Here is a 24,046-nt window from a genome sequence, read left to right as displayed (position 1 = left end):
GATTGCCTGAGCAAGCCGTCTCGAAGGACGAGGCGTCTCCAGTTCTCTCTGGAATCTCCTTCGAGACGCCTGCTTCGCAGGCTCCTCAGGATGAGGTTGGTTCCATGGAGCACAATCGCTTAGTGATCGTCGCTAAGCCCACCGATATGCTTCTGGGCATAGAGTTCGACGCCGATCTGCTCGACGAGGTTGATCTGGGTTTCGAGGAAGTCGATATGGCCTTCCTCGTCCGTCATCAGCTCTTCGAACAGGTTCTTCGACACCCGGTCGCCGATGCTGTCGCAATAGGCGGCGGCCTCGCCGTAGAGATTGCGGGCTTCGTATTCCGCCGCGAGGTCGGATTCGAGGATTTCCTGGATGTTCTGGCCGATGCGCAGGGGGTCGAGCACCTGCAGGTTCGCAAAGCCCTCAAGGAAGATGATGCGTTCGATGAAGCGATCCGCGTGGTGCATCTCCTCGATGGATTCCTTGCGCCAGGTCTTCGCAAGCTCCTTATAGCCCCAGTCGTCCAGGAGCCGGTAGTGCAGCCAGTACTGGTTGACCGCCGTCAGCTCGCTGCGCAGGCCGCGATTGAGATACTCGATTACCTTGGGATCACCCTTCATCCTAACCCTCTCGTCCATGTGGCGCCGGATGCGCCGGGCCATTCCTTAGCGCATCGTGCGGAAAAGTGGAGCCGATTTTCGCTGGCGCGGCCCGCTGGGTCCGGTCCACACGATGCGCAAGTTTAAAACATGAGCATCGGATGGATCCCAAAAGTGCAAATCCACTCTTGGGTCCGATGCTCCGGAGGATTTATGAACTAGGGTGGAAGTCCCTTTGTTCAAAGGGTGGGTTCGGCGGCCGCTTTTTCGAGGGTCATCGGGCAGCAGCCGCGATTGCAGGCGGCAATGGGCTCCACGCCCGCCGCGGTCAGGGCCTGGTCCATGATGGCGCGGATCGTCCGGGCGCAGCGCCCGCAACTGGGGCTGCAGCCAAGGCAGCGATAGACCTGCGCCGGGGTGCGGGGGCATTCCGGTCCCGGCTTGAGGCAGGCTTTGACATCACAGTCGGAGAGGATGTTGCAGGAACAGACGATCATTTGTTGTTCTAGTTTAGAATGACTAAAAAATACATGGGATTTCAAAGACTTAGCCGAAATGAAAGACGGGCGCCAGCGCTATCTCCTGTGCCCAGATGTCACGGCTGACACAATCGGGTCAGTCCAGGCGCTTGAACAAGCCCGGGTAGTCGAGCACGAACCCGTCCTCGTCGACAGGCAAGTCTGCAGTGAACCCGTCCTCCAGGCCGTCGAAGCGATAAAGCGAGCCTGCTTCAAGCGCGGTGTAACGCTGGCTCGACGCAAAGACAGTCAGATCGGGCACGGTGATGTAGCCCAGGCGGATCTCCATGCTCTCGCCGGTCTCGAGATCGAGGCGCCGAATGGGCAGGGTGTTCGTGATCGGCGTGGCCTGGATGTCGACGTCGATGCAGCCCTGAAGGTCCGGCCGGTCCTTGCCGTTCTCCTGCCAGTGTCCCCGGCCATCGCTCTCCAGGTGAACCACATGGCCTGAGGTGGTTCTTAACTGAACCCTCTTGGTGTGCCACAAGGCATCGAGCTTCAGGCGATAGGAGAGGCCGAACCGGTCGTCGCCCTCCCGGGCGATGACGACCCCGGAAATGTCGAGCCCGCCATCAGCCGGGCGCACGTCCACATGCTCCAGTCCCGCCTCGCAGCCCTCCCAGGCCGACCAGCGGATGGTGCGGAAGATCAAGGTCGGGATGGACATGCCGAGGCTCCGAGCTGTGCAGCTGTCTTGCCAAGGGATTATGGCCGAGCCGGAACGCTTGTCGACTAGAGGATGAGCTACTCCCGCACCACGATCACATGCAGGCGCCGCGGCCCGTGGGCACCCAGCAGCAGGGTTTGCTCGATGTCGCCCGAGCGGGACGGGCCGGTGATCCAGTTGACCGTGCGCGGCATGCTGCCCTTGCCATAGGCGAAGCGCACACGATTCCAGACGGATTCGTAGTCGCTTGCGATGTCCTTGGCCGAGACCACGATGATGTGGTTGTCGGGCAGGAAGTTGAGGGTGGAAGGATTGTCGGCGCTCGACACCATCGCGAGCGTGCCGGATTCGGCGATGCCCCCGAAGGCGTGGCTCACCGCGTTGAGATCGCGGCCCTCGCTTGGGCCGTGGGCGATCTCGAGCGTAGTGTCGGACCAGGGCATGGACTTCAGGCGTGGATCGTCGCCCATGCGTAAGCTAGCCGGAAGGTTGTGGTTGCGCAGGAAGAGCGCGATGGATTGCGGCACTTCCGCTGCGGAGGCGACTTCCGTCACCGTCGCCAGCGAGGTCTCGACCATGGTCTTGAACAGGGCGATCCGCTCCTCGCCTGAGACCTGTCCGCGCTTGGGGATCACGCCCTTGGGCGAACGCTCCAGGCGATCGGTCACGATCTGCTGCCGGATCGTCTCGCTGCCCTTTACGCCGAGGGAGCGGCGGATATTGGCGAAGATGTCGTCGCGGGCGCTCATGCGCGGGCTCCCTTGCGCTCGCGTTTCCAGCGCTGCTGGAACGTCTCGCCCTGCGGAGCCGGGAAGTCGCGGTATTTCGTCCAGCCCTTGGCCATGGGCAGCCAGGAGAAGCGGCCGCGCTGGCGGCCGGCGAATCCTAAGGCTCCCATCGCCGCGCGGGTCGCGAACCGGTAGAGGGTTGGGCGCTTGGCGAAGAAGCCCCAGAGCTGGAGGCCGGAGCGCACGGTGGCGGGCGTCAGGTGCCGCTCGAATTCCCGCTCGCGCCAGTGTCGCATGAGCTTGGGCAGCGGAATGCGCACCGGGCACACGCTTTCGCAGCGCCCGCAGAAGGTGGAGGCGTTGGGCAGGTGGCCTGCCTTGTCGACACCGATCAGCGAGGGCGTGAGTACCGCGCCCATGGGGCCGGGATAGACCCAGCCGTAGGCGTGTCCGCCGACTGCGTGATAGACCGGGCAATGGTTCATGCAGGCGCCGCAGCGGATGCAGCGCAGCATCTCCTCGAAGGCCGTGCCGAGCATGGAGGAGCGGCCGTTGTCGAGAATGACGACGTGGTAGTTCTCCGGCCCATCCGCATCCGTGCTGCGGCGGGGGCCGGTGGAGAAGGTGGTGTAGACCGAAAGCTCCTGACCGGTGGCCGAGCGGGCGAGCACGCGCAGCAGCTGGCTCACATCCTCCAGCGTCGGCACGAGTTTCTCGATGGAAGCGAGCACGATATGGGTCTTCGGCAGGATCTGGGTGAGGTCGCCGTTGCCTTCATTCGTCACGATGATCGAGGTGCCGGTCTCGGCGACCAAGAAATTGGCGCCCGTGATGCCCACATCGGCCGCGAGGAAGCGCTCGCGCAGCACGGCGCGGGCCTCGGTGAGCAGCTGCACGGGCTCGGAGAGATCGCGCTTGGCATCGAGATGGGTGTGAACGCGCCGGAAATCCTCCTCCACCTGCGTGGCATTCAGATGCACGGCGGGCGCGATGATGTGGCTCGGCAGCTCGTTGCGGAGCTGAATGATGTATTCGCCGAGATCGGTCTCGACGGGCGTGATGCCGTTCGCTTCGAGATGATGGTTGATCTCGATCTCTTCCGAGATCATGGACTTGCCCTTCGTGACCGTCCTGGCGTTGGTCTCGCGGCAGATGTTCAGGATGATGTCGCGGGCCTCCGCCGCATCGCGGGCGAAATGCACATGCCCGCCGGACGCCTTCACCTTCTCCTCGTAAGACTCGAGATAGAGGTCGAGATGTTCCAGCGTGTGGTTCTTGATGTCGCGCGCCGAGTCCCGCAGCGCCTCGAATTCCGGCAGCTTGTCGGCGGCCATCTGGCGCTTGTCGATGAAGCCCTGCTTCACGTTGCCGAGCGCCTTCTGCAGCTGAACGTCGTTCAGCGCCCGCGCGGCATTCTGCTTGAACTGAGGGGAAGTGGAATGAACGGTCATGAATGATGTCTACTTGATCGCGTTGGCTTTTGCAGCACCGATCGGCGGCTCGTCGGTCATGCCGGCCAGCACTTCGGCCACGTGACGCACCTGGATGGGCCTGCCGTCACGGCTCAGCTTGCCGGCCATGTTCATGAGGCAGCCGAGATCGCCCGCGAGCACGGTCGGCGCGTGGGCCTCATCGATGTTCCGGGTCTTAGCCTCCACGATAGCGCCTGAGATGTCGCTGTACTTGACCGCGAAGGTGCCGCCGAAGCCGCAGCAGACGTCGCTGTCCTTCATCTCGACGAGGGTGAGGCCTTCGACACTGGCGAGCAGCCTGCGCGGCTGGGTTTTCACGCCGAGTTCCCGCAGGCCCGAGCAGGAATCGTGGTAGGTGACGGCGCCGTCGAAGCTCGCATCGACTTTCGTGACGCCCAGCACATCCACCAGAAAACTCGTGAGTTCATGGGTCTTGGCCGCCAGCGCATCGGCCTTGGCGCGCCAGTTCGGGTCTTCCTCGAACAGCTCCGGGTAATGGGCCTTGATCATGCCGGCGCAGGAGCCGGAGGGTGCGACCACGTAATCGTAGCCCTGGAACGCCTCGATCACCTGCATCGCCAGATCCCGCGTCGTGCCCCGGTCGCCCGAGTTGTAGGCGGGCTGGCCGCAGCAGGTCTGAATGGGGACGTCGACAATGCAGCCGGCATCCTCCAGAAGCTTCACGGCCGCGAAGCCCACCGAGGGTCGCATCAGGTCGACGAGGCAGGTGACGAACAGGCCCACCCGGGGCTTTTCCGGGCGGGCTGAGGACGGCGTGGCGTTCATTGGCTGGCCTTCTGGCCCTGTGCATCGAACTGCTTCAGGTAAGCAACGAGATCATTGACCTTCTGCTCATCCTTGATTCCAGCAAAGATCATCTTGGTGCCGGGAATCTTGGCCTTCGGGTCCTTGATGTATTCGCGGAACGTGGCCTCATCCCAGGTAATGCCGGAATTCTTGTTGGCCGGGGAGTAATTGTAGCCTTCGACCGAGCCCGAATGGCGGCCGAAGAGGCCGTTCAGGACAGGGCCCACAGCGTTCTTCGCATTCGGTCCAACCTGATGACAGGCCCGGCATTGTGCAAAAACCTTCTCGCCGGCGGCGGCATCCTGAGCTTGGGCCTGAGTGAGACCAAGGATGACCAGGGCGGCGGATAGAACGAAGGAACGCATCAAAAACTCCTTTGCTGGACACCTGTCGCATCTTAGAGAGATTCTACATTATTGGAAAAGGCTCACAGGGAAAGCCGCCTTATTGTTAAGGTAGCTATTCCTCGAGCGCAGGCGATGATCCTCAAGGAGGGTTCCATGACCATTGCATTTCCCAAACCGGACCAGGCTGTTGTGGCGCGCCGAAGGGACATCATCGAGGGGCTGGGGCGCCTTGTCGCGTCGGAGGCCCTGATCGTCTCCGAGGATGAACGCCGGGCCTTCGAGACGGATGGCCTGACGGCGTATCGGCAGATGCCACTCGCGGTTGTGCTGCCCTCCACCACGCAGGAGGTCTCGGCCATCATGCGCTTCTGTAACGACCAAGGGGTCAAGGTGGTGCCGCGCGGGGCCGGAACCTCGCTGTGCGGCGGGGCAATCCCTCAAGCAGACGCCATCGTGCTCGGCGTTGCCAAGATGAACCAGGTGCTGGATGTGAGCTTCGAGGGCCGCACCGCCCGGGTCCAGGCCGGGATCACCAATCTCGGCATCAGCCAGGCGGTGGCCCATGAAAACTTCTTCTACGCCCCCGATCCGTCGAGCCAGCTCGCCTGCACGATTGCCGGCAACATCGCGATGAATTCCGGCGGCGCCCATTGCCTGAAATACGGCGTGACCACCAACAACCTTCTGGGCGTCACCCTCGTGATGCTCGACGGCACGGTGGTGGAGATCGGCGGCGAGCATCTCGATGCCGCAGGCTACGACATCCTCGGTCTTGTCTGCGGCTCGGAGGGGCAACTCGGCGTGGTCACGGAAGCCGTGGTGCGGATCCTGCGCGCAGCGGAAGGCGCGCGGCCTGCGCTCTTCGGCTTTGAGAAGGCGGAGGATGCCGGCGCCTGCGTAGCGGCGATCATCGGCGCGGGCATCATCCCGGTGGCGCTCGAATATATGGACAAGCCCGCGATCCAGATCTGCGAGGCCTTCGCCCATGCAGGCTACCCGCTCGACGTGGAGGCCATGCTGATCGTTGAGGTCGAGGGTTCGGACCAGGAGATCGACGACATGCTCCGCCGCATCGTCGCCATTTCTGAACCGTTCAAGCCCAAGACCATGAAGGTGTCGCAGTCGGAGGCCGAGAGCGCGGCGATCTGGAAGGGTCGCAAATCCGCTTTCGGCGCTACGGGCCGCGTGGCCGACTACATCTGCATGGACGGCACGATCCCAACCGGGCAGCTGCCTTATGTGCTTAACCGCATCGACGAGATCGTGAAGTCCTACGGGCTCGGCGTCGCTAACGTGTTCCATGCCGGCGACGGCAACCTGCATCCGCTCGTGATGTTCAACACCAACGTGCCGGGCGAGATGGAGAAGGCCGAGAAGGCGGGTGAGGATATCCTCAAGCTCTGCGTCGAGGTCGGCGGTTGTCTGACCGGTGAGCACGGCGTGGGCATCGAGAAGCGCGATCTGATGACCTACCAGTTCAATCCCGTCGATCTGGAGCAGCAGATGCGCGTGCGCGGCGTGTTCGATCCCGGCTGGCTGCTCAACCCCGCGAAAGTGTTTCCGCTCGAAGGAAGGTTCGCCGCGTGACCACTCACACTCCCCGCGACGAGCAGGACACCTCCATCATCATCCGCGAGGCTGCCAAGAAGGGCACGCTGCTGAATGTTGCCGGCAATGGCACCAAGGCGCCGATGGGGCGCCCGAACCAGACCGATGCCTCGATCTCGTCCGCTGCCATGTCGGGCATCACCCTCTACGAGCCGGCCGAGCTGGTGATCTCGGCGCGTAGCGGCACGCCGGTGCTGGAGGTCATGCGCGTCCTTGCCGCAAAGGGACAAGAGCTGCCCTTCGAGCCGATGGATTATCGTTCGATTCTCGGCACCAGGGGCAATCCGACCATCGGGGCGATCGCTGCCATGAACATCTCCGGCCCACGCCGGATCATGGCGGGGGCTGCGCGTGACAGCCTCATCGGCGTGCGCTTCGTCAACGGGCGCGGCGAGGTGGTGAAATCCGGCGGGCGCGTGATGAAGAACGTCACGGGGCTCGATCTCGTGAAGCTCATGGCGGGCTCCTGGGGGACGCTAGGCTTTCTCACGGAAGTCACCTTCAAGGTGCTGCCCAAACCGGAGCGCATGGCAACGCTGGTCATCCGCGGCCTCGACGACAGCCAGGCCATCGAGGCCCTGTCGATGGCGCTTGGTTCGCCCTTTGACGTGACGGGCGCGGCGCATCTGCCCGACCGGGACCGGCGCGGCGGCAGCACGCTGATCCGGCTCGAAGGATTCCGGGTCTCGGTCGATTACCGCATGAACGAGCTCAAGCGCCTGTTCAAGCGCTTCCGGTTCATGGACATTCTCGAAGGCGTGGGCGCCGAGGCGCTCTGGCAATCGGTGCGCGATGTAACGATTTTGACCGATCAGGGCCAACGCGCGATCTGGCGCGTCTCCACCGCGCCGACCAAGGGACCCGATGTTGCCGCGCATGTGGCGCAGGCTCTCGACGCGCAATGGTTCTACGACTGGGGGGGCGGCCTCCTCTGGATCTCGACCCCGGCCAACGGCGATGCCGGTGCCTCCGTCTTGCGCGAAGCCACCAGAACCTACGGCGGCCATGCAACCCTCGTGCGTGCGCCCGTAGAGGTTCGCTCGACCCTCGACGTGTTCGAGCCGCAGTCCGACGCGCTGATGACGCTGACCCGCGGCATCAAGGCGTCCTTCGATCCGGCCGGGATTCTCAATCCGGGCCGGATGTATGCGGGGATCTGACATGGCAGGGACGGCTTCACTAGCTCTTCGATCTAAAGCCTCGCAAGGTATGCGGCCCCCGCTGGTGATCGGGCTCGCCCTTGGGCTCATTGCGGTGACTGCCGCCATTCTTCTGGCAATGGGCCGCACCCCGATCTGTACCTGCGGCACGGTCGAGTTGTGGCATGGGACCGTGAAGGATTCCGGCAACTCGCAGCACTTGACAGATTGGTACACGCCATCCCATGTCATTCATGGTTTTCTGTTCTATTGCGGCGCCTGGCTGTTCGGTCTCCTGAGGGGCAGGGCGCTGCCCTTCGGCATCGCACTCCTGCTCGCCATCGGGCTGGAAGCGGCGTGGGAGATCGCCGAGAACACTAACGTTATCATTGATCGCTATCGTGCGACGACCATCGCCCTCGATTATTACGGCGACAGCGTCATCAATTCCGTGTCGGACATTGTCGCCATGATCGCCGGGTTCGTGCTGGCGCGGCTCTGGCCCGTCTGGCTGACGGTTCTCGTGGCAGTGATCATGGAGGCCTTCGTGGGCTACTGGATCCGCGACAACCTGATCCTGAACATCATCATGCTGATCCAGCCCATTGATGCTATCAATCAATGGCAAGGGGCGTTGTGAGTTAAAATCATGCAAACCAATTTCACGCCCGATCAATTGAAAGATCCCGCCATGGCGGCGTCGGAGAAGATCCTCCGCACCTGTGTCCATTGCGGCTTCTGCACCGCCACCTGCCCGACCTACCTGCTGCTCGGGGACGAGCTCGACTCGCCGCGCGGGCGCATCTACCTGATGAAGGACATGCTGGAGAGCGGTAAGCCCGCCTCGCCTGAGGTGGTCAAGCACATCGACCGGTGCCTCTCGTGCCTTTCCTGCATGACCACCTGTCCGTCCGGCGTGCATTACATGCATCTGGTCGACCATGCCCGCGCCTATATCGAGGCCACCTACACGCGGCCGTGGCATGACCGGCTCCTGCGCTGGATTCTCGCTAGCGTGCTGCCCTATCCGAACCGTTTCCGCGTCGCGCTTGGCGCCGCGATGCTGGCAAAGCCCCTCAAAGGCCTCATCGGTGCGCTGCCGCTGCTGGGCAATCGCCTTCAGGCCATGATCGAGCTGGCGCCCGTGCGGGTGCCGCCCCGCACGCCCTTCGATCAACCCGGCACCTACAAGGCGCATGGGGAGCGGCGGGGCCGCGTTGCCATCCTGTCCGGCTGCGCCCAGCCGGTGCTCAAGCCCGGCTTCAACGAGGCCGCCATCCGCCTCCTCAACCGCCATGGCGTCGATGTAGTCCAGCCGAAGGGGGAGGGGTGCTGCGGCGCTCTCGTCCACCATATGGGCCGGGACGAGCAAAGCCACGACTTTGCCAAGCGCAACATCGACGCGTGGATCGCCGAGATGGACGGGGAGGGGCTGGATACCATCGTCATCACGGCGTCCGGCTGCGGCACCACGATCAAGGATTACGGCTTCATGTTCCGGGAGGACCCGAACTACGCCGAGAAGGCGGCCCGTGTTTCCGCCATCGCCAAGGATATTACCGAATACGTCACCTCCCTGACGCTCATGGAGCCGGTGCGCGAGACGGATCTCGTGGTGGCCTATCATTCCGCCTGCTCCATGCAGCACGGCCAGGCCATCCGCACCGAGCCGAAGACCCTGCTGAAAAAAGCGGGCTTCACCGTGAAGGACGTGCCGGAGGGGCATATCTGCTGCGGCTCGGCCGGCACCTACAACCTGCTCCAGCCGGAGATCGCCGCCCAGCTCCGGGCCCGCAAGGTCGCCAATATCGAGCGCACCAAGCCCGACCTCATCGCCACCGGCAATATCGGCTGCATGACCCAGATCGGCCAGGGGACCGGGATCCCCATCGTCCATACGGTCGAGCTTCTCGACTGGGCGACTGGCGGCCCCATCCCGGAAACGCTGGAGGAGGCCGGCTTCGGCAAGCGCTTCGAGCAGCCGTTAACCATCGCGGCAGAGTAAGGCTGCTACACTCTTACGCAACGAAATTTTATTTCCAAACTGGCCCGGCCTGGGTTAAAAGTTAGGAAAGTATGAATTTCAGGACGTAAGGGCCGGCATCATGTCTTCGGGGTGGACGTCTTTCAGGAACCGTTTTGGCAAAAAGCAGGATGAGGCCGAGTCCGCCTCTCTCCTGGCGCAGCCGCAGGGCGGCGGAGCCGCGGCTGCCCCGGCGCTCCCGGCACCGGCTGCGCCGGAAAAGGCCGAGCCGGTCATGGTCCGGCCCAACGGCATGCTCGATTCGGTCGGCCAGAAGAACGAGCTGATCCGCGTTCGGTTCGCCAACATGATCGACCGGCTGGAGGAGCTTCGCAGCCTCAAAGAGGACTTCGCCCTCCTGAACGAGCCGGTGACCGAGCTCATTCGCAGCTATCCGCAGCTCCAGTCGCGGCTGCTCGAGACCGAGGCGGTGCTCAAGCAGGAAACCGAGAACGCTCAGGCCCTGCGCCGGGAGCTGGGGGATATCGGCAGCGTTCATGCTCGGACGGTGGACGATCTCAACGCCGCCGTATCCCAGTTGCGTAAGGCGGAGTCCAAGCTCCGCGAGCAGGACAGCTTCATCGAGGACCTGCGCCTGAACGTGAAGGACAAGGAGGCGATCGTCGCCGACTTGGAGAATCAGCTCGCCATCGAGACTGAGCGCGCCCGCAACATCACGGAAGAGAACCAGGCCCTGCGCCTGGAAGCCCAGGAAGCGGACCAGACGGTGGCCCGGGCCGAGCGGGAGCTCATCGAGACCCGCGAGCGCAACGGGCTGCTCGATCACGAAGTCAAACGACTGCAGAAGGTGGCCGAGGAGCAGAACTACCGCCTCTCCAGCCTGACCAACCGCTACGGCGAGCTGGAGACGCAGCTCGAATCCACACGCCAGCGCGCCTCCGAACTCGAGACCAAGCTCATGGCCGAGCAGGTGCTGCGCCAGCGCCTCGAAACGCAGATCGATTCCGAGCGTTCGGCCCACCAGACCGATCTCTCCTCGCTCGACATGAAGATCGAGGGACTGACCTCGCGTCTCTCGGCCACCGACAAGATCCTGGCCCATACCCGCGACCAGCTCCGCGACAAGAACGAGGCCCTTCGCGGCGTCGAGCGCAATCTGAAAGAGACCACCATCGAGAAGAACACCCTCGACCGTCGCCTGGAGGCAACGCAGCAGGAGGTCGAGCGTCAGGTGGCCATGGTCAACGAACTCCAGCGCTCGCGTATCGAGCTGCAGGAGCGCGTGGAGATGCTGGGCAAGGCCATTGCGGCCAAGGACTTCCAGATCGAAAGCTCCGACAACAAGGTGGCAAGCCTCTCCGAGCGCATCGATCAGCTCACCAAGCGCTTCGAGCAGGATCGCAGCGCGCTCGAGGCCGCCAACCGGCGCCTCACGGAGGAGCTGCAGAACGAGAAGGCTGAGCGCTCCCTCGTGCAGGGCGCCCTCGAAATCGCCCGCGAGAGCCGCACCAAGATCCAGAAGAAATACGTGGCCCTGCGCAAGAAGACCCGCCTCGACACGCAGGAGGACGATCCGTCCCTCTTCGACGAGGAGGAGGCCGAGACCAATGTCCGGCCCCTCAAGTCGCCGGACGCAGAGTAAGGCGCCTACCTCCACAGCCCCGCAGCGATGCGGGGCTTTTCTTTTTTCTCAGCCGCATAACGTCCATTCGCGATGCGCCTTGGCGAATGATCTTAGGCGCCCCAGTTTGGGTCCATCACGGAATCGCATCGGCTTCGAGGCCGAACCCAAGGATCGTCACGATGGCGCAGCACCCAGCAATCACCCCCAACCGCGTTGCCGTCATCACCGGAGCCGCCAGCGGCATCGGGCTTGCGGCCGCGAAGCGCTTCGCGGGTTTCGGAATGAAGGTCTGCCTGGCGGACCTCGAAGGCGAGGCACTCGAACGAAGCGCTGAAGAGGTGGCAGGCGTTGCCGGCAATCGGGACAACGTTCTGGCCGTCGCAGCCGACGTGAGCCGGCGCGAAGATGTCGAGCGCCTGAAAGACACGGTCTATGCGGCTTTCGGCGACGTCGCTGTGCTGATGAACAATGCCGGCACCGAGGGCGGTGGACAGATCTTCGGCGATCCGCAGCGCTGGCGGGCCATTCTGGAAACGAATCTCTGGGGCGTGATCAACGGCGTGCAGACTTTCGCTCCTGCCATGATCGAGCAGGGGAGCCCGTGCGCCATCATCAACACCGGTTCGAAGCAGGGCATCACCACACCGCCGGGTGACACGGCCTACAATGTATCGAAGGCCGGCGTGAAGGTTTTGACCGAGGCGCTGGCGTATGAGCTGCGCAACGCGCCCGAGGCCCAAGTGACGGCGCACCTGCTCATCCCGGGCTTCGTCTATACGGGCTTCACCAAGGCCAGAGGCGTCGCCGAGAAGCCTCCCGGCGCCTGGACTCCCGAACAGGTCATCGATTTCCTGCTGCAGGCCTTGGAGCGGGGCGATTTCTATATGCTGTGCCCGGACAACGAGACTACGCGGGAGATGGACGAGAAGCGCATCCGCTGGGCCGCCGAGGACATCATCGAGAACCGTCCGCCCCTGTCGCGCTGGCATCCTGACTACAAGGATGCTTTCGCCAAGGTTATGCAAGGTTAGGCGGCAGTGGTTGCCTCATCTTCGAGCTTCGACGCTGCAGCCTTCAGGGAGCAGGTGAAGACGATGCTGGACCGGCATGCGAATGCGTTCGACGGGCCTGAGGAAGGCCATGCTCTCCTGCGGGAGCAGATCGCAAACGGGGATGACATTCATTCCCGTCGCACCTTTCCGGGCCATGTCACCACATCGGCTTTCATCCTCGACGCAACGGGCAAAAGAATCCTGCTGATCCATCACCGATCTCTCGATCGCTGGCTGCAGCCCGGTGGGCATTACGAGGCACCAGAGGATCTGGCAGCCTCGGCCCTGCGCGAAGCCCGGGAGGAGACCGGCATGGAGGGGCTTGTGATCGATCCCTGGCATCGCATGTCCGGTCTGCCCATCGACATCGACAGCCACCGCATTCCCGCCCGTCCTAAGCGCGGCGAGCCCGAGCACTGGCACCACGATATCCGCTATGTAGTGAGAGCCCGGGAGAGCGCGGCCCTCCGGCCCGACCTGACCGAGGTGCATGGGGCCGAGTGGCGTGAACTCCAGGAATTGGAAGCCATTGCACCGCAGGCCCTGCGGAATATGCGCAGGCTCGGCCTCGCACACCCCTAACAAACCTGATGGCCATGCTTACATCTGTCTCCAACGGTCACTCAGGAGGCTTGCCATGAACGATCAGGAACGTCAGGTCATCAGCGACATCTTCCGACGGCTCGAACAGGTGGCGAACCAGCCGCGCGATCCTGAGGCCGAGCGCCTCATCGCTGAGAAGCTGCGCGAGCAGCCCTATGCGCCCTACGCGATGGCGCAGGCGGTTTATGTGCAGGAGCAGGCGCTCGCCAATCTTCAGGCTGAGAACGAGCACCTGCGCACTGAGCTCAATCAGGCAAGCCGGCGGCCCCAACAGGGCGGTTTCCTTTCCAGCATCTTCGGCGGCGGCGCCCGCCCGCCGGAGCCGGCCTATAACACCCCGCCGGCCCGTCAGGCTTCGCCCTGGGGACAGCCGCAGCACCATCCGCAACAGCAATATGGCGCGCCTCAGGGCGGCATGATGGGTGCACCTGGCCCATGGGGCGGTGGCATGATGCAGCGCGGCGGCGGAGGCGGCTTCCTAGGCACGGCTCTCTCCACAGCGGCCGGCGTTGCCGGCGGCATGATGATCGCCAACGCTCTGACGAGCGCCTTCAGCGGCGGCGACAATCCAGCGAGCAATGTGGCGTCTGCGGCCGGCCTCGGAGGCGCCGATCAGGCCGCTGACACCGGCAATGCAGGCATCACGGATTCGCTCTATCCGGATCAGGGCAACCAGGATTCCAGTCAGGACTTCGCCGATTTCGGCGGCGATGGCGGAGACGAGGGCGACTGGGCGTAATCACGTCAAGGCATTCGCCATCCAAAGATGCACTCTTCAAAAGCAAATGGCCGGGCAAGCCCGGCCATCGCGAGGGAATTGTGACTCCGTCTTCGTGCGATCAGAGCACGATCACATTCGCGCCGACCTTCACGCGGTTGTAGAGGTCGACCACGTCATCGTTGAGCATACGGATGCAGCCCGAGGAGACAGCCTGCCCGATGGTGTGGGGCTCGTTGGTGCCGTGAATGCGGTAGAGCGAGGAGCCGAGGTACAGAGCGCGTGCGCCGAGCGGATTGTCAGGGCCGCCTTCCATAAATCGGGGAAGGTCGGGGCGGCGGCGAATCATCTCTGCCGGCGGACGCCAGGACGGCCATTCGCGCTTCATGGAGATAGTTTGGCGTCCGCTCCACTCGAAGCCTTCGCGACCGACGCCAATGCCATAGCGGATGGCACGGCCACCGTCCTGCACGAGATAGAGGAACTTGTTGCTGGTATCGACCACGATCGTGCCAGGGCGTTCTCTGCCCTGATAGGACACGATCTGGCGCTGGAATTCCGGCGAGATGGCGTAATCGATGCTGTTGTCGTAGCCGGTCCCGTTGCCGTAATCCTGGGGCAGGGAAGCGACGACGCTGCCGGTAGAGCGGACGTCATACGGGTAGCCGCTGCGATAGACCTGGGTCCGGGACGACGGGTGCGTAACGAGCGGATAATCCTCCACGTATCCGTCCTGGGACCGAGCATAGGGATAGCTATCGTATTCCGACGAGATGTAGGTGTTGCCGTAGAACTGGCCGGCGCGGCCCATCGGCTGGGCCGAGGCCGTGGCCGGAAGGAGAGCGGCCAAAAGCATTGCAGAGCAAGGGATCCAAGCACGCATTGAGGTGTCCTATCGCTGTGTTTTGCTTAAATAACGACAAGCGCGGCTTTTGTTTCCGCCAAGCTCGCATGAATTTAAGTGCGATCCTTCAGGACCGCTTTCCTGTCGATCCGGCGCGAAAGAAGCGTGAAGCGGTGATGAAAGTGCTGTAAGAGCCTTCGCTTCGGCTGCGCTCATCCCGGACGCTGCTCTTCACATCGTCGTGGCATCATGAAATTCGGTCCTGCTCTGCGGGCGGCCTCAGGCATCGCAGTTCTGTCCATCATGGATGCGGTCATCAAGGGAATGGCCGCCTATTACCCTATCTTCCAGGTGGCCTTCCTGCGCTTCGCCTGCGGCTCGCTCATCGTGGCCGCCGTCGTGTCCGTCATGCGGCCCGGCTGGCCGAGCCGCGAGACGGTGATCGCCAACGCGTTCCGGTCCGTCATCGCCGTGGTCACGGCCGTCAGCTTCTTCTATGCGCTGGGCCAGTTGCCCCTGGCCGAGACCCTCGTCCTGTCCTTCCTCTCGCCCATGTTCATCGCCCTTTTCGGGCTCCTGATGCTGAAGGAGCGGGTGGATATCCGGATCATCGGGGCCATCGCCATCGGGTTCGCCGGAACGCTCGTGGTCGTTCTGGGCCAGACGGGGGAGGCAGACGCGGCGCGGTCCTGGACAGGGGTCGGCGCAGCGCTGACATCGGCCGTTACCTATGCGCTCAGCCTCGTGCTGCTGCGCCAGCGCGCCCAGCGCGACAAGTTCCTCCACATCGTGGTCTTCCAGAACATCGGTCCGGCCGTTCTCGTGGCGCCCTTCGCGCTCTTCGTGTGGCAGCCGCTCGACCTCATGCACCTGGGCTGGTTCATGCTCATGGGCCTGTTGGGCTTCATGGGCCACATGCTGATGGTTACGGCCTATGCCAAGGCCGAGGCGGCGCGTCTGGCCCCGCTCGAATATACCGCGCTGATCTGGGCGGTGCTGATCGGCTACGGGGTGTTCAGCGAGATCCCCACCTGGGCGACGCTCGGCGGCGGTCTTCTCATCGTGGCCGCGGCTGCGATGACATCGAAGCGCTAGGCAGCTTTCTGCGCTGCCGCACCGAAGATCATGCAGGTCTCGGTGCCGTGGGCGATAAGCCGTCCCTTGGCGTCGAACAGCTTCCCCTCGGAGGTCGCAAGCGTCCCTCCGCGATGAATCAAAACACCCTCGCAGGTGACCTTGCCCATATTCGGCAGGATCGGGCGGACGAAGTTGAGCTTCATCTCGACCGTCGTATAGCCCTGGCCTGCGGCGAGGGTCGTGTGGACGGCGCACGCCATGGCGCTGTCGAGAATGGCGGATGTCCAGCCGCCATGAATGGTGCCGAGCGGGTTGAAGAAGCTTTCAGTCGGCTCCCCTTCGAAAACCACCCGGCCTTCCTCGGCTTGGATCATGTAAACGTTGGTCGAGCGTGAGAAGGGAGGCGCCGGATGGCGGCCCTCCAGCATCCCGCGCAGGAAGGCGAGGCCCGGCTCGGCCGTCAGCACATCCCGCGATACGATTCCATGAACCCGCTCAAGCATCGCTCTCTCCCATCTGTGCATATACACGGTACGGGAAGGGGCGAGATCCTGCAATGGCTTTTAAGGAGAATAAGAGGCTTTTCTCAGGGCCCGCATGGCCCTGCGGGCTTCGTCCCCCTCTACGTCCTTGAGGCGGGCTTCTACTTGGGACTGAGCCTGCTGCCAGAGGGGAATGGCAGCCTCCAGGATGGCCTGTCCCGCAGGGGTCAGCCGGTGCCGCAAGCCGCGTCCCGCGCCGGGAATAGGCTCGATCCAGCCGTTTTGGTTCAGAAGCTTCAGGTTGCGCACAAGGGTGGTGCGTTCCAGTCCCAACCGCTCGGCCAGGACGGTCTCGGATGCCGTCGTTCCATGCCCGATGGCCCCCAGGATGCCGAACTGGGGCAGCTTGAGGCCCAAAGGACGCAGGGCGACCTCGTAGGTGCGGCTCAGGAGCCGCGCCGTCATACGGGCGTGAAGGGCAAAGCAGCTTCTGCCGATGGCTTCCAAGTCGGTCATGAAATGATCATGACCCGGCTCTATAGAGCGTCAAGGCCTCTTTCTGAGCCTGACCTTGAGGCAGATGTCTTGACTCCCTCTCAGCATATGCCTATCTCGCGGCTAGCGTTAGCACTCACCAAGAGACAGTGCTAACAGCCGACAGACCAGGGTGCGGCCAGAGGGGCTGCACCAACAGTCAAAGGGGAAGTTCCATGAAGTTCCGTCCGCTGCACGACCGCGTTGTCGTCCGCCGCATCGAAGCCGAAGAGAAGACGGCCGGCGGCATCATCATCCCGGATACCGCCAAGGAGAAGCCGCAAGAGGGCGAAATCGTCGCCGTCGGCCCCGGCGCCCGTGACGAGAGCGGCAAGGTTGTTGCCCTCGACGTGAAGGCTGGCGACCGCGTCCTGTTCGGCAAGTGGTCCGGCACCGAAGTGCGTGTCGACGGTCAGGATCTCCTGATCATGAAGGAATCCGACATCATGGGCATCGTCGGCTAAGCAAGCCCACGAACCCATTACAAATTTTCCAATTTAACTGGAGGCTAAGCCCATGGCTGCCAAAGACGTTAAGTTTTCTTCCGATGCTCGCGACAAGATGCTGCGCGGCGTCGACATTCTCGCCGATGCGGTGAAGGTCACGCTGGGTCCCAAGGGCCGCAACGTGGTGATCGAGAAGAGCTTCGGGGCTCCGCGCATCACCAAGGACGGCGTCACTGTCGCCAAGGAGATCGAGCTCGCCGACAAGTTCGAGAACATGGGCGCCCAGATGGTGCGCGAAGTGGCCTCGAAGACCAACGACATCGCCGGTGACGGCACCACCACCGCGACGGTCCTGGCTCAGTCCATCGTCCGCGAGGGCGCCAAGGCGGTTGCCGCCGGCATGAACCCGATGGACCTCAAGCGCGGCATCGACATGGCCACTGCCGAGGCCGTGAAGGATATCCAGTCCCGCGCCAAGAAGGTGAAGTCCTCCGATGAGGTCGCCCAGGTCGGCACGATCTCGGCCAACGGCGACAAGGACATCGGCGAGATGATCGCCCATGCCATGCAGAAGGTCGGCAACGAGGGCGTCATCACGGTCGAGGAAGCCAAGACCGCCGAGACCGAGCTCGATGTCGTGGAAGGCATGCAGTTCGACCGCGGCTACCTCTCGCCGTACTTCATCACCAACGCCGAGAAGATGGTGGCCGAGCTTGAGGATCCCTACATCCTCATCCACGAGAAGAAGCTCTCCTCGCTGCAGCCCATGCTGCCGATCCTCGAGGCTGTCGTTCAGACCGGCAAGCCGCTCCTCATCATCGCTGAGGATGTGGAAGGCGAGGCTCTCGCCACCCTCGTAGTCAACAAGCTCCGTGGCGGCCTCAAGATCGCTGCCGTCAAGGCTCCGGGCTTCGGCGACCGCCGGAAAGCCATGCTGGAAGACATCGCCGTCCTGACTGCTGGTCAGACGATCTCGGAAGACCTCGGCATCAAGCTCGAGACCGTGCAGCTCCCGATGCTCGGCCGCGCCAAGCGCGTCCGCATCGAGAAGGAGAACACCACGATCATCGACGGCGCCGGCCAGAAGGCCGACATCGAGGCTCGCGTGTCGCAGATCAAGGCGCAGATCGAGGAGACCACCTCGGACTACGACCGTGAGAAGCTGCAGGAGCGTCTGGCCAAGCTCGCAGGCGGCGTCGCGGTGATCCGCGTCGGCGGCGCGACCGAGGTCGAGGTGAAGGAGAAGAAGGACCGCGTGGACGACGCTCTGAACGCCACCCGCGCTGCGGTGGAAGAAGGCATCGTCCCCGGCGGCGGCACGGCACTGCTGCGCGCCAAGGGCGCTGTTGCGAAGCTCACCACCGACAACCCGGACGTCCAGGCCGGCATCAAGATCGTGCTGCGCGCGCTTGAGGCTCCGATCCGCCAGATCGCCGAGAACGCCGGCGTCGAAGGCTCCATCGTTGTCGGCAAGATCAACGACAACAAGGGCTCCGACACCTTCGGCTTCAACGCTCAGACGGAAGAGTTCGTGGACATGCTCCAGGCCGGTATCGTCGATCCGGCGAAGGTGGTCCGCACCGCTCTGCAGGACGCAGCTTCGGTTGCCGGCCTGCTCGTGACGACCGAGGCCATGGTTGCCGAGGCTCCCAAGCGCGACAGCGGTCCGGCGATGCCGGGCGGCGGCGGCATGGGCGGCATGGGCGGCATGGACTTCTAAGAAGTCCAAGCACCACAAGCCTGAGAATAAGAAGCCCCGGAGTTTCCTCCGGGGCTTTTTTGTTGCTCGGTAGAAGGTTCGCTGGAGCTTAAGCGGCCTTCTTCACCAAGCCTTCGGCCTCAAGCGCCTGCTGCACGGCCGGGCGGGAGGCGACCCGTGCCTGGAAGGCCTGCAGGTTCGGGAACGACGAGATGTCGATGTTGTGGACGTTCGTCCAGTTCACCACCGTGAAGAGATACGCATCGGCAATGGTGAACGTGTCGCCCATGAGGAAGGGCTGCTTGCCCAGCGCTTCGTCGAGATAGGCGAAGCGGCTGGCGAGACGCTCCTTGGTGGCAGCCTTCACGGCATCCGGGGTGGCCGGGTTCCACAACGGCCCGAAGCCCTTGTGGATCTCGGTGCTGATGAAGCCGAGCCATTCCAGCAGTCGGTAGCGCTCCATGCTGCCCGGGGCGGGGGCAAGGTTCTTCCCGGGCTGGCTGTCAGCCATGTACTGGATGATGGCGCTGGCCTCGGTCAGCACGGAATTATCCTGAAGGCCGAGGGCCGGAACATAGCCCTTCGGGTTGACGGCGAGAAAGCTCGCGCCGGTCTCGGTGGTGCGGTTGGCGAGATCCACCTTCTCGAGGGCGATGGCAATGCCGGCTTCCCGGGCGACGATGTGCGGGGCGAGCGAGCAGGCGCCCGGATAGTAATAGAGCTTCATGAGTTTTCTCCAGGGTTGACGAGGGTTCAGGCTGCGGGCTTGAGGGATGCGGGAGCAGTGGTGAGCACCAACGGGCGGGAGGGCTTCAGGGCATAGGCCCCGTCGCCGAGAAGGGCTTGTGCAACGGAGAGCACGATCAGGTAAAGCGGATACTCCCAGCCGCCGCCTGTACCTGAGAAGACCCAGCCATTGCCGATATGGACCCAGGTAGCGCCGAACAGGACCGGCAGCAGGGCAAGGGCAACCCAACGGCTCTGCACGCCGAGGACGAGCAGGACGCCGCCGATGAGCTCGGCCCAGAAGGTGGCATAGGCGAGGGCACCCGGTAGCCCTAAGGATTCGAAGTACTGCGCCGTGCCGGCGAGGGTGAAAGTCATCCACTTCAGGATGAGGCTGTGGGCGATATACATGATGCCGAGCGACACCCTGAGAAGCAGGGCGGCGTAGTCGGAATTGGTCGGTTGAGCGGTAGACATTGCAAATCTCCATGCAAGTGCATATACATTTGATGCAGATGCATGGACCTGTCAATGTCAATGCAATTGCATTAAAAACAGGGGAGCTTTGCCGTAATGCAAGAACCGCCTCAAGAACCAATTTCGGAGCCGTCCGCCTCCGTCATCAGAGCCTGGGGCCGCCTGATCCGGGCCGAGCGCACCGTCGTGGGGCGGATCGAGGCGGAGATGAAGAGCGCCGGCTTCCCATCCCTGCACTGGTACGATGTGCTGCTCGAACTGAAGCGAGGGCCGGAAGGCCGGCTCACGCCGCGCGAGATTGAGGAGGCCGTCCTTTTCGAGCAATATAACCTTTCCAGGCTTCTCGACCGCATGGAGAGCGAAGGGCTGGTGCGTCGCATCCCCTTCCCGGGCGACAAGCGGCGCCAGCTGATCGAGATCACCGAGGAGGGCAAGGCCCTTCAATGGCGGATGTGGAGCGTCTACGGCGCGGCGATCAACCGGTTCATCAGCGCGAAGCTCACCGACAAGGAAGCCGGGCAATTATCGGCTCTGCTACTCAAGCTCATTCAGGAATGATCTGACTGCATAGCCAGCCCGTCATTAAACGATCTGCCGCGCTATGCGTTCATCTGTATACGGCTAAGCGATAGCTGGCTAAGCGAGGATTGAGACGTGAGCACAGGACAATCCATTTTCTCGAGGAGGCGGCAGGTTCTTCTCGCAGCACAGCTGATTATCGCCTGCGCGCTCTCGACCCTGTCACCGGCAGCAGCCGACACTGAGCCGCGTCCGAGCTCGGCCTCGATCCGCACGCCTGATTACGACGAAAGCGTCCGTTGGTATCAGAGCAAGCTGGGCTTCCGGCTGCTCGACAGCGAGAACCTCGTGCAGGGGCGCAAGGCCGTGCTGGAGCGAAGCGGCTTCCTGCTGGAGATTGCCGAGGCGGATCACATCCTGCAGCAGGAGCCTGAGGCGACGGCCGCCGTGCAGGTGACTAAGGTGCCCATCGTCAGCCTGCTCGTGCCGGATGTCGATCGTGAGGTGAGGCGCCTCGAAGAGGCTGGAATCGACATTCTCCAGCCGCCGCAAGACGAATTGGACGGATCCTACCGGACCGCGCAGATCCGCGACAACGGCCGCCATCGAATCGAGCTGCGCGAGCCCCTCGGCGATCCGTCGAGGTATCATCCCATGGGTCGGTGAGACGCGAAGAATATTCTCGCGCTTTCGGGAATAAGCGGCTCCGCCCCGTGTCTTAGAGGTTGTGGTCACACATGACCTCGGAGGACACCCATGAAACAGATCCTGCGCCCTGCCATCCTGGCAGGAGCCCTTATCGCCGCATCCGTGGCTCTTGCTCAAACGGCGGCCCCCGCGAAAGTGGCGGATACGAGCAAGGGCAAGGCCCTAGTCGATGCCAAGGGCATGACCCTCTACACCTTTGATCGCGATGCGGCCGGCAAATCGGCCTGCAACGGCCAATGCGCCCAGAACTGGCCGCCGCTGATGGCTGCTGCGAACGCTTCCGCGTCGGGCGACTGGAGCGTGGTCACCCGCGACGACGGCTCCAAACAATGGGCCTACAAGGGCAAGCCGCTCTATCTGTGGGTGAAGGACACGAAGCCCGGCGAGGTCACGGGCGATGGGGTCAACAACGTCTGGCATGTGGCGATGCCTTGAGGCTTGTCGAGACCGGCGGTTCATCCTTGAATGATGCCGCAATCTGAGAGCTGACCTTGGACGAGATCGCCTCCCTGCTCGAACCGCAGATCCCGGCCCTGAGGCGTTACGCCTGGGCCTTGCTGCGCGATCACGAGGCTGCGGACGATCTCGTTCAGGACACCTTGGAGAGGGCGATCAGCCGGTGGGGCCAGCGCCGCCAGGAAGGTGATTTGAGAGCCTGGCTCTTCACTATTCAGCGCAACCTGTTCCTCAACGGCCTGAGGCAACGCAAGGTGCGCGGGGCCCAGGTGGGCGAGGAGGCTCTAAACGACGTTCAGGCTTTCGGGACGAACCCTGAGAGCCATGCCGGCCTGCGCGACGTTCTCAACGGGCTTGATGCCTTGTCGGAGGAGCAGCGCTCGCTTCTGCTACTGGTCGGCGTCGAGGACCTATCCTACGAACAGGCCGCAAAGGTTTTGGGAATTCCCCTCGGCACCGTCATGTCGCGCCTGAGCCGGGCACGGGCGCGGCTGCGGGAATTCATGGAGAACGGGCGTAGCACCGTCTTGAGGAGAGTGAAGTGACGGGCGAGCGACCCATCGGAGAGGACGATCTGCAGGCCTATGTGGATGGCAGGCTCGCGTCGTCACGGCGCGAGGCGGTCAAAACCTATCTGGACGACCATCCCACCCTGGCCGATCAGGTGAAGCAGGAAATCGACCTGCGCGAGGCCCTGCGCGCAAGGCTGGCCTTCAAGGCAGCGGAGCCTGTTCCCTCAAGCCTGCGCATTGCCAACCTCATGGCCGGGCGGCGCCGTCCAGGATGGGGCCGCCCTGCAGCCGTTGCGGCTGCGGCCGTGGGTCTTCTCATCGGCAGCGTCCTGGGAGCGGCAGGTGGGATCTGGTGGTCCGGCGCAGGCCATGTGGCGGAAGCGAGCATTGCGGGCAATGCCATTGCGGCGCATCGAATCTATGTCAGCGAGCGCTTGCACCCGGTCGAAGTGCCGGCCGAGCAGGAGGCGCATCTCGTGCAATGGCTGTCCCGTCGCGTCGGGAAGCCGCTCACGGCTCCGAACCTGACGGCCCAAGGCTATCGGCTCATCGGCGGGCGGCTTCTCCCGGACAGCGGCGAGGCGGCCGCTCTGTTCATGTACGAGAATACGGACGGAAACCGCCTCACGCTTTATGCGCGCTCCGGCGGAACCGAAGCGCAGACGTCATTCCGCTTCGAGTCTCGCGACGACGTGTCCGCCTTCTCCTGGCTCGACAACGGCCTGTCCTACGTGGTCACCGCAAAAGCGGAGCGCGCGCAGCTGCTGCCCATCGCAGAGACGATCTACAGGCAGTTCGAGACGACAGGCGGCCCGGCGAAAGGCCACCTGTAGTACGCATTCCTGACAATCAGGCGAACACAGCCGGGTCCGGGCCGACGCGGCCCGAGGCGCTGTCGAGACGCTCGATGACCTGCATGTCGTCCGCATCGAGCTTGAAGTCGAAGACGTCCATGTTTTCGCGAATGCGCGACGGCGTCACGGATTTCGGAATCACCACGAAGCCGTGATCGAGGTGCCAGCGCAGGATGACCTGCGCGGGAGTCTTGCCGTATTTGCGGCCGATGGCCGCGAAGGCTTCGTCGGACAGGATCTTGCCCTGGCCGAGCGGGCCCCAGCATTCCGTCACGATGCCGTTCGCTTTGTGGAAGGCGCTCAGTTCTTTCTGCTGAAATCGCGGATGCAGCTCGATCTGATTGACGGCAGGTGTCACGCCGGTCTCATCGATCACGCGCTGCAGGTGCGGCACCATGAAATTCGAGACGCCGATGGATTTCGCACGTCCATCCTGCTGCAGCTTGATCAGCGCCCGCCACGTGTCGCGATAGACCTCGCTGCCCACCATCGGCCAATGAATGAGGTAGAGGTCAACATGTTCGAGCTTCAGGCGCGCCAGACTCTCGTCGAAGGCGCGCAGGGTGCTGTCGTAGCCCTGACGGTCGTTCCAGACCTTGGTGGTGATGAACAGCTCTTCTCGTGCAACGGGTGTCGAGCGGATGGCCTCTCCCACACCCTCTTCGTTGCCGTAGATGGAAGCGGTGTCGATCAAGCGGTAGCCTGCCTCGATGGCTCCGGCGACGGCGCTCTTGGCTTCCTCGTTGGAGACCCGCCAGACGCCGAAGCCCACTTGCGGCATCGCATTTCCATCGTTCAGGCGGATCATGGGTGAGGTCGGCATTGGCGGCTCCGTTGGTCGTGCGGCAGGGAGGTAGGGCT

At 63.4% G+C, this 24,046-nt stretch carries 29 protein-coding genes; 16 read left to right on the top strand and 13 right to left on the bottom strand.

The genetic code is table 11. The features are described from left to right. Nucleotides 1-119: 119 nt before the first annotated feature. The 7 genes from bfr to I2H36_RS06475 all read right to left on the bottom strand — a co-directional run bounded on the left by bfr (nt 120) and on the right by I2H36_RS06475 (nt 5,141). Nucleotides 120-605, bottom strand: a complete 486-nt coding sequence (bfr, locus tag I2H36_RS06505; protein WP_196263173.1) for a bacterioferritin — start codon at nt 603-605, stop codon at nt 120-122. 218 nt (nt 606-823) lie between these two features. Then, on the bottom strand, nt 824-1,081 hold the full coding sequence (locus I2H36_RS06500; protein ID WP_196263045.1) for a (2Fe-2S)-binding protein: 258 nt from the start codon (nt 1,079-1,081) through the stop codon (nt 824-826). Nucleotides 1,082-1,199: 118 nt separating this feature from the next. Continuing rightward, on the bottom strand, nt 1,200-1,769 hold the full coding sequence (locus tag I2H36_RS06495) for a putative glycolipid-binding domain-containing protein (RefSeq protein WP_196263044.1): 570 nt from the start codon (nt 1,767-1,769) through the stop codon (nt 1,200-1,202). Between the two features lie 77 nt (nt 1,770-1,846). Further along, nucleotides 1,847-2,518 carry a LutC/YkgG family protein gene (locus tag I2H36_RS06490; protein ID WP_196263043.1) on the bottom strand — a complete coding sequence of 224 codons (672 nt, stop codon included), beginning with the start codon at nt 2,516-2,518 and terminating at the stop codon, nt 1,847-1,849. Next, nucleotides 2,515-3,948, bottom strand: coding sequence for a LutB/LldF family L-lactate oxidation iron-sulfur protein (locus I2H36_RS06485; protein WP_196263042.1), 1,434 nt, complete (start codon nt 3,946-3,948; stop codon nt 2,515-2,517). Before I2H36_RS06485 ends, I2H36_RS06490 begins: the two co-directional genes overlap by 4 nt. Nucleotides 3,949-3,957: 9 nt before the next feature. Continuing rightward, entirely contained in the window at nt 3,958-4,755 is a 798-nt protein-coding gene (locus I2H36_RS06480) for a (Fe-S)-binding protein (protein ID WP_196263041.1), read from the bottom strand. Next, complete coding sequence (locus tag I2H36_RS06475; protein ID WP_196263040.1) at nt 4,752-5,141, bottom strand: c-type cytochrome; 390 nt, start codon at nt 5,139-5,141, stop codon at nt 4,752-4,754. The genes I2H36_RS06480 and I2H36_RS06475 overlap by 4 nt, the downstream gene beginning before the upstream one ends. Nucleotides 5,142-5,276: 135 nt before the next feature. Between I2H36_RS06475 and I2H36_RS06470 the strand changes: the two genes are divergently transcribed. The 8 genes from I2H36_RS06470 (at nt 5,277) to I2H36_RS06435 (ending at nt 13,872) form a co-directional block, all read left to right on the top strand. Further along, entirely contained in the window at nt 5,277-6,710 is a 1,434-nt protein-coding gene (locus tag I2H36_RS06470) for an FAD-linked oxidase C-terminal domain-containing protein (protein ID WP_196263039.1), read from the top strand. Beyond that, nucleotides 6,707-7,891: a glycolate oxidase subunit GlcE gene (gene glcE / locus I2H36_RS06465; RefSeq protein ID WP_196263038.1), complete on the top strand. Its 1,185-nt coding sequence runs from the start codon at nt 6,707-6,709 to the stop codon at nt 7,889-7,891. The genes I2H36_RS06470 and glcE overlap by 4 nt, the downstream gene beginning before the upstream one ends. A gap of 1 nt (nt 7,892) precedes the next feature. Next, nucleotides 7,893-8,510 carry a DUF2585 domain-containing protein gene (locus tag I2H36_RS06460; protein WP_196263037.1) on the top strand — a complete coding sequence of 206 codons (618 nt, stop codon included), beginning with the start codon at nt 7,893-7,895 and terminating at the stop codon, nt 8,508-8,510. A 9-nt stretch (nt 8,511-8,519) separates the two neighbouring features. After that, nucleotides 8,520-9,875, top strand: a complete 1,356-nt coding sequence (gene glcF / locus I2H36_RS06455) for a glycolate oxidase subunit GlcF (RefSeq protein WP_196263036.1) — start codon at nt 8,520-8,522, stop codon at nt 9,873-9,875. Between the two features lie 100 nt (nt 9,876-9,975). Next, complete coding sequence (locus tag I2H36_RS06450; RefSeq protein ID WP_196263035.1) at nt 9,976-11,496, top strand: chromosome partitioning protein ParA; 1,521 nt, start codon at nt 9,976-9,978, stop codon at nt 11,494-11,496. Nucleotides 11,497-11,657: 161 nt separating this feature from the next. Beyond that, nucleotides 11,658-12,509 (top strand): SDR family NAD(P)-dependent oxidoreductase, encoded by an 852-nt coding sequence (locus I2H36_RS06445; RefSeq protein ID WP_196263034.1) that lies wholly within the window; start codon nt 11,658-11,660, stop codon nt 12,507-12,509. Nucleotides 12,510-12,515: 6 nt separating this feature from the next. Then, the gene (locus I2H36_RS06440) at nt 12,516-13,112 is read left to right on the top strand and encodes an NUDIX hydrolase (protein WP_210330959.1); all 597 of its coding nucleotides are present in this window, start codon (nt 12,516-12,518) and stop codon (nt 13,110-13,112) included. 55 nt (nt 13,113-13,167) lie between these two features. Continuing rightward, the gene (locus tag I2H36_RS06435) at nt 13,168-13,872 is read left to right on the top strand and encodes a DUF2076 domain-containing protein (RefSeq protein WP_196263033.1); all 705 of its coding nucleotides are present in this window, start codon (nt 13,168-13,170) and stop codon (nt 13,870-13,872) included. Nucleotides 13,873-13,972: 100 nt separating this feature from the next. Here I2H36_RS06435 and I2H36_RS06430 read toward each other — a convergent pair whose 3' ends face one another. After that, entirely contained in the window at nt 13,973-14,707 is a 735-nt protein-coding gene (locus I2H36_RS06430) for a L,D-transpeptidase (RefSeq protein WP_246718672.1), read from the bottom strand. A gap of 237 nt (nt 14,708-14,944) precedes the next feature. Here I2H36_RS06430 and I2H36_RS06425 point away from each other — a divergent pair, with 237 nt between their 5' ends. Next, nucleotides 14,945-15,790: a DMT family transporter gene (locus tag I2H36_RS06425; protein WP_196263032.1), complete on the top strand. Its 846-nt coding sequence runs from the start codon at nt 14,945-14,947 to the stop codon at nt 15,788-15,790. Here the strand turns inward: I2H36_RS06425 and I2H36_RS06420 are convergent. Both I2H36_RS06420 and I2H36_RS06415 read right to left on the bottom strand, forming a co-directional pair. Next, nucleotides 15,787-16,275 (bottom strand): PaaI family thioesterase, encoded by a 489-nt coding sequence (locus tag I2H36_RS06420; RefSeq protein WP_246718671.1) that lies wholly within the window; start codon nt 16,273-16,275, stop codon nt 15,787-15,789. The two genes, I2H36_RS06425 and I2H36_RS06420, sit on opposite strands and share 4 nt — an antisense overlap. A 60-nt stretch (nt 16,276-16,335) precedes the next feature. Beyond that, the gene (locus I2H36_RS06415; RefSeq protein WP_196263030.1) at nt 16,336-16,770 is read right to left on the bottom strand and encodes a MarR family winged helix-turn-helix transcriptional regulator; all 435 of its coding nucleotides are present in this window, start codon (nt 16,768-16,770) and stop codon (nt 16,336-16,338) included. A 194-nt stretch (nt 16,771-16,964) separates the two neighbouring features. Between I2H36_RS06415 and groES the strand changes: the two genes are divergently transcribed. Then, nucleotides 16,965-17,252, top strand: a complete 288-nt coding sequence (groES, locus tag I2H36_RS06410; RefSeq protein WP_196263029.1) for a co-chaperone GroES — start codon at nt 16,965-16,967, stop codon at nt 17,250-17,252. A 52-nt stretch (nt 17,253-17,304) separates the two neighbouring features. Beyond that, the gene (groL, locus tag I2H36_RS06405) at nt 17,305-18,954 is read left to right on the top strand and encodes a chaperonin GroEL (protein WP_196263028.1); all 1,650 of its coding nucleotides are present in this window, start codon (nt 17,305-17,307) and stop codon (nt 18,952-18,954) included. 88 nt (nt 18,955-19,042) lie between these two features. Here the strand turns inward: groL and gstA are convergent, their stop codons facing one another. Then, a complete protein-coding gene (gene gstA / locus I2H36_RS06400; protein ID WP_196263027.1) occupies nt 19,043-19,660 on the bottom strand; it encodes a glutathione transferase GstA in 618 nt (205 codons plus the stop codon). A 26-nt stretch (nt 19,661-19,686) separates the two neighbouring features. Beyond that, nucleotides 19,687-20,136 (bottom strand): DoxX family protein, encoded by a 450-nt coding sequence (locus tag I2H36_RS06395; protein WP_196263026.1) that lies wholly within the window; start codon nt 20,134-20,136, stop codon nt 19,687-19,689. A 96-nt stretch (nt 20,137-20,232) separates the two neighbouring features. Here I2H36_RS06395 and I2H36_RS06390 point away from each other — a divergent pair, with 96 nt between their 5' ends. The 5 genes from I2H36_RS06390 (at nt 20,233) to I2H36_RS06370 (ending at nt 23,164) form a co-directional block, all read left to right on the top strand. Further along, nucleotides 20,233-20,694 (top strand): MarR family winged helix-turn-helix transcriptional regulator, encoded by a 462-nt coding sequence (locus I2H36_RS06390; RefSeq protein WP_196263025.1) that lies wholly within the window; start codon nt 20,233-20,235, stop codon nt 20,692-20,694. A 96-nt stretch (nt 20,695-20,790) separates the two neighbouring features. After that, complete coding sequence (locus tag I2H36_RS06385; protein WP_196263024.1) at nt 20,791-21,321, top strand: VOC family protein; 531 nt, start codon at nt 20,791-20,793, stop codon at nt 21,319-21,321. Between the two features lie 90 nt (nt 21,322-21,411). Continuing rightward, nucleotides 21,412-21,798, top strand: a complete 387-nt coding sequence (locus I2H36_RS06380; RefSeq protein WP_196263023.1) for a COG4315 family predicted lipoprotein — start codon at nt 21,412-21,414, stop codon at nt 21,796-21,798. A gap of 56 nt (nt 21,799-21,854) precedes the next feature. Further along, entirely contained in the window at nt 21,855-22,364 is a 510-nt protein-coding gene (locus I2H36_RS06375) for an RNA polymerase sigma factor (protein WP_196263022.1), read from the top strand. Further along, entirely contained in the window at nt 22,361-23,164 is an 804-nt protein-coding gene (locus I2H36_RS06370; RefSeq protein ID WP_196263021.1) for an anti-sigma factor, read from the top strand. The genes I2H36_RS06375 and I2H36_RS06370 overlap by 4 nt, the downstream gene beginning before the upstream one ends. A 16-nt stretch (nt 23,165-23,180) precedes the next feature. On the opposite strand, the gene I2H36_RS06365 is transcribed toward I2H36_RS06370, so the two are convergent. Next, nucleotides 23,181-24,008: an aldo/keto reductase gene (locus I2H36_RS06365; RefSeq protein WP_196263020.1), complete on the bottom strand. Its 828-nt coding sequence runs from the start codon at nt 24,006-24,008 to the stop codon at nt 23,181-23,183. Between the last annotated feature and the right edge of the window lie 38 nt (nt 24,009-24,046).

The organism is Microvirga terrestris (assembly GCF_015694425.1).
Taxonomy (GTDB): domain Bacteria; phylum Pseudomonadota; class Alphaproteobacteria; order Rhizobiales; family Beijerinckiaceae; genus Microvirga; species Microvirga terrestris.
This window is presented reverse-complemented; position numbering and strand designations above follow the sequence as displayed.

Bases quoted from the DNA above. Each gene is read 5' to 3' on its own strand.
- I2H36_RS06485 (WP_196263042.1), bottom strand. From the start codon at position 3,948: ATGACCGTTCATTCCACTTCCCCTCAGTTCAAGCAGAATGCCGCGCGG.
- I2H36_RS06500 (WP_196263045.1), bottom strand. From the start codon at position 1,081: ATGATCGTCTGTTCCTGCAACATCCTCTCCGACTGTGATGTCAAAGCC.
- I2H36_RS06415 (WP_196263030.1), bottom strand. From the start codon at position 16,770: ATGACCGACTTGGAAGCCATCGGCAGAAGCTGCTTTGCCCTTCACGCC.
- I2H36_RS06380 (WP_196263023.1), top strand. From the start codon at position 21,412: ATGAAACAGATCCTGCGCCCTGCCATCCTGGCAGGAGCCCTTATCGCC.
- I2H36_RS06480 (WP_196263041.1), bottom strand. From the start codon at position 4,755: ATGAACGCCACGCCGTCCTCAGCCCGCCCGGAAAAGCCCCGGGTGGGC.
- groES (WP_196263029.1), top strand. From the start codon at position 16,965: ATGAAGTTCCGTCCGCTGCACGACCGCGTTGTCGTCCGCCGCATCGAA.
- bfr (WP_196263173.1), bottom strand. From the start codon at position 605: ATGAAGGGTGATCCCAAGGTAATCGAGTATCTCAATCGCGGCCTGCGC.
- I2H36_RS06420 (WP_246718671.1), bottom strand. From the start codon at position 16,275: ATGCTTGAGCGGGTTCATGGAATCGTATCGCGGGATGTGCTGACGGCC.
- I2H36_RS06365 (WP_196263020.1), bottom strand. From the start codon at position 24,008: ATGCCGACCTCACCCATGATCCGCCTGAACGATGGAAATGCGATGCCG.
- groL (WP_196263028.1), top strand. From the start codon at position 17,305: ATGGCTGCCAAAGACGTTAAGTTTTCTTCCGATGCTCGCGACAAGATG.
- gstA (WP_196263027.1), bottom strand. From the start codon at position 19,660: ATGAAGCTCTATTACTATCCGGGCGCCTGCTCGCTCGCCCCGCACATC.
- I2H36_RS06490 (WP_196263043.1), bottom strand. From the start codon at position 2,518: ATGAGCGCCCGCGACGACATCTTCGCCAATATCCGCCGCTCCCTCGGC.
- I2H36_RS06470 (WP_196263039.1), top strand. From the start codon at position 5,277: ATGACCATTGCATTTCCCAAACCGGACCAGGCTGTTGTGGCGCGCCGA.
- I2H36_RS06425 (WP_196263032.1), top strand. From the start codon at position 14,945: ATGAAATTCGGTCCTGCTCTGCGGGCGGCCTCAGGCATCGCAGTTCTG.
- I2H36_RS06460 (WP_196263037.1), top strand. From the start codon at position 7,893: ATGGCAGGGACGGCTTCACTAGCTCTTCGATCTAAAGCCTCGCAAGGT.
- I2H36_RS06390 (WP_196263025.1), top strand. From the start codon at position 20,233: ATGCAAGAACCGCCTCAAGAACCAATTTCGGAGCCGTCCGCCTCCGTC.
- I2H36_RS06435 (WP_196263033.1), top strand. From the start codon at position 13,168: ATGAACGATCAGGAACGTCAGGTCATCAGCGACATCTTCCGACGGCTC.
- I2H36_RS06495 (WP_196263044.1), bottom strand. From the start codon at position 1,769: ATGTCCATCCCGACCTTGATCTTCCGCACCATCCGCTGGTCGGCCTGG.
- I2H36_RS06430 (WP_246718672.1), bottom strand. From the start codon at position 14,707: ATGCTTTTGGCCGCTCTCCTTCCGGCCACGGCCTCGGCCCAGCCGATG.
- I2H36_RS06475 (WP_196263040.1), bottom strand. From the start codon at position 5,141: ATGCGTTCCTTCGTTCTATCCGCCGCCCTGGTCATCCTTGGTCTCACT.
- glcF (WP_196263036.1), top strand. From the start codon at position 8,520: ATGCAAACCAATTTCACGCCCGATCAATTGAAAGATCCCGCCATGGCG.
- I2H36_RS06445 (WP_196263034.1), top strand. From the start codon at position 11,658: ATGGCGCAGCACCCAGCAATCACCCCCAACCGCGTTGCCGTCATCACC.
- I2H36_RS06450 (WP_196263035.1), top strand. From the start codon at position 9,976: ATGTCTTCGGGGTGGACGTCTTTCAGGAACCGTTTTGGCAAAAAGCAG.
- I2H36_RS06395 (WP_196263026.1), bottom strand. From the start codon at position 20,136: ATGTCTACCGCTCAACCGACCAATTCCGACTACGCCGCCCTGCTTCTC.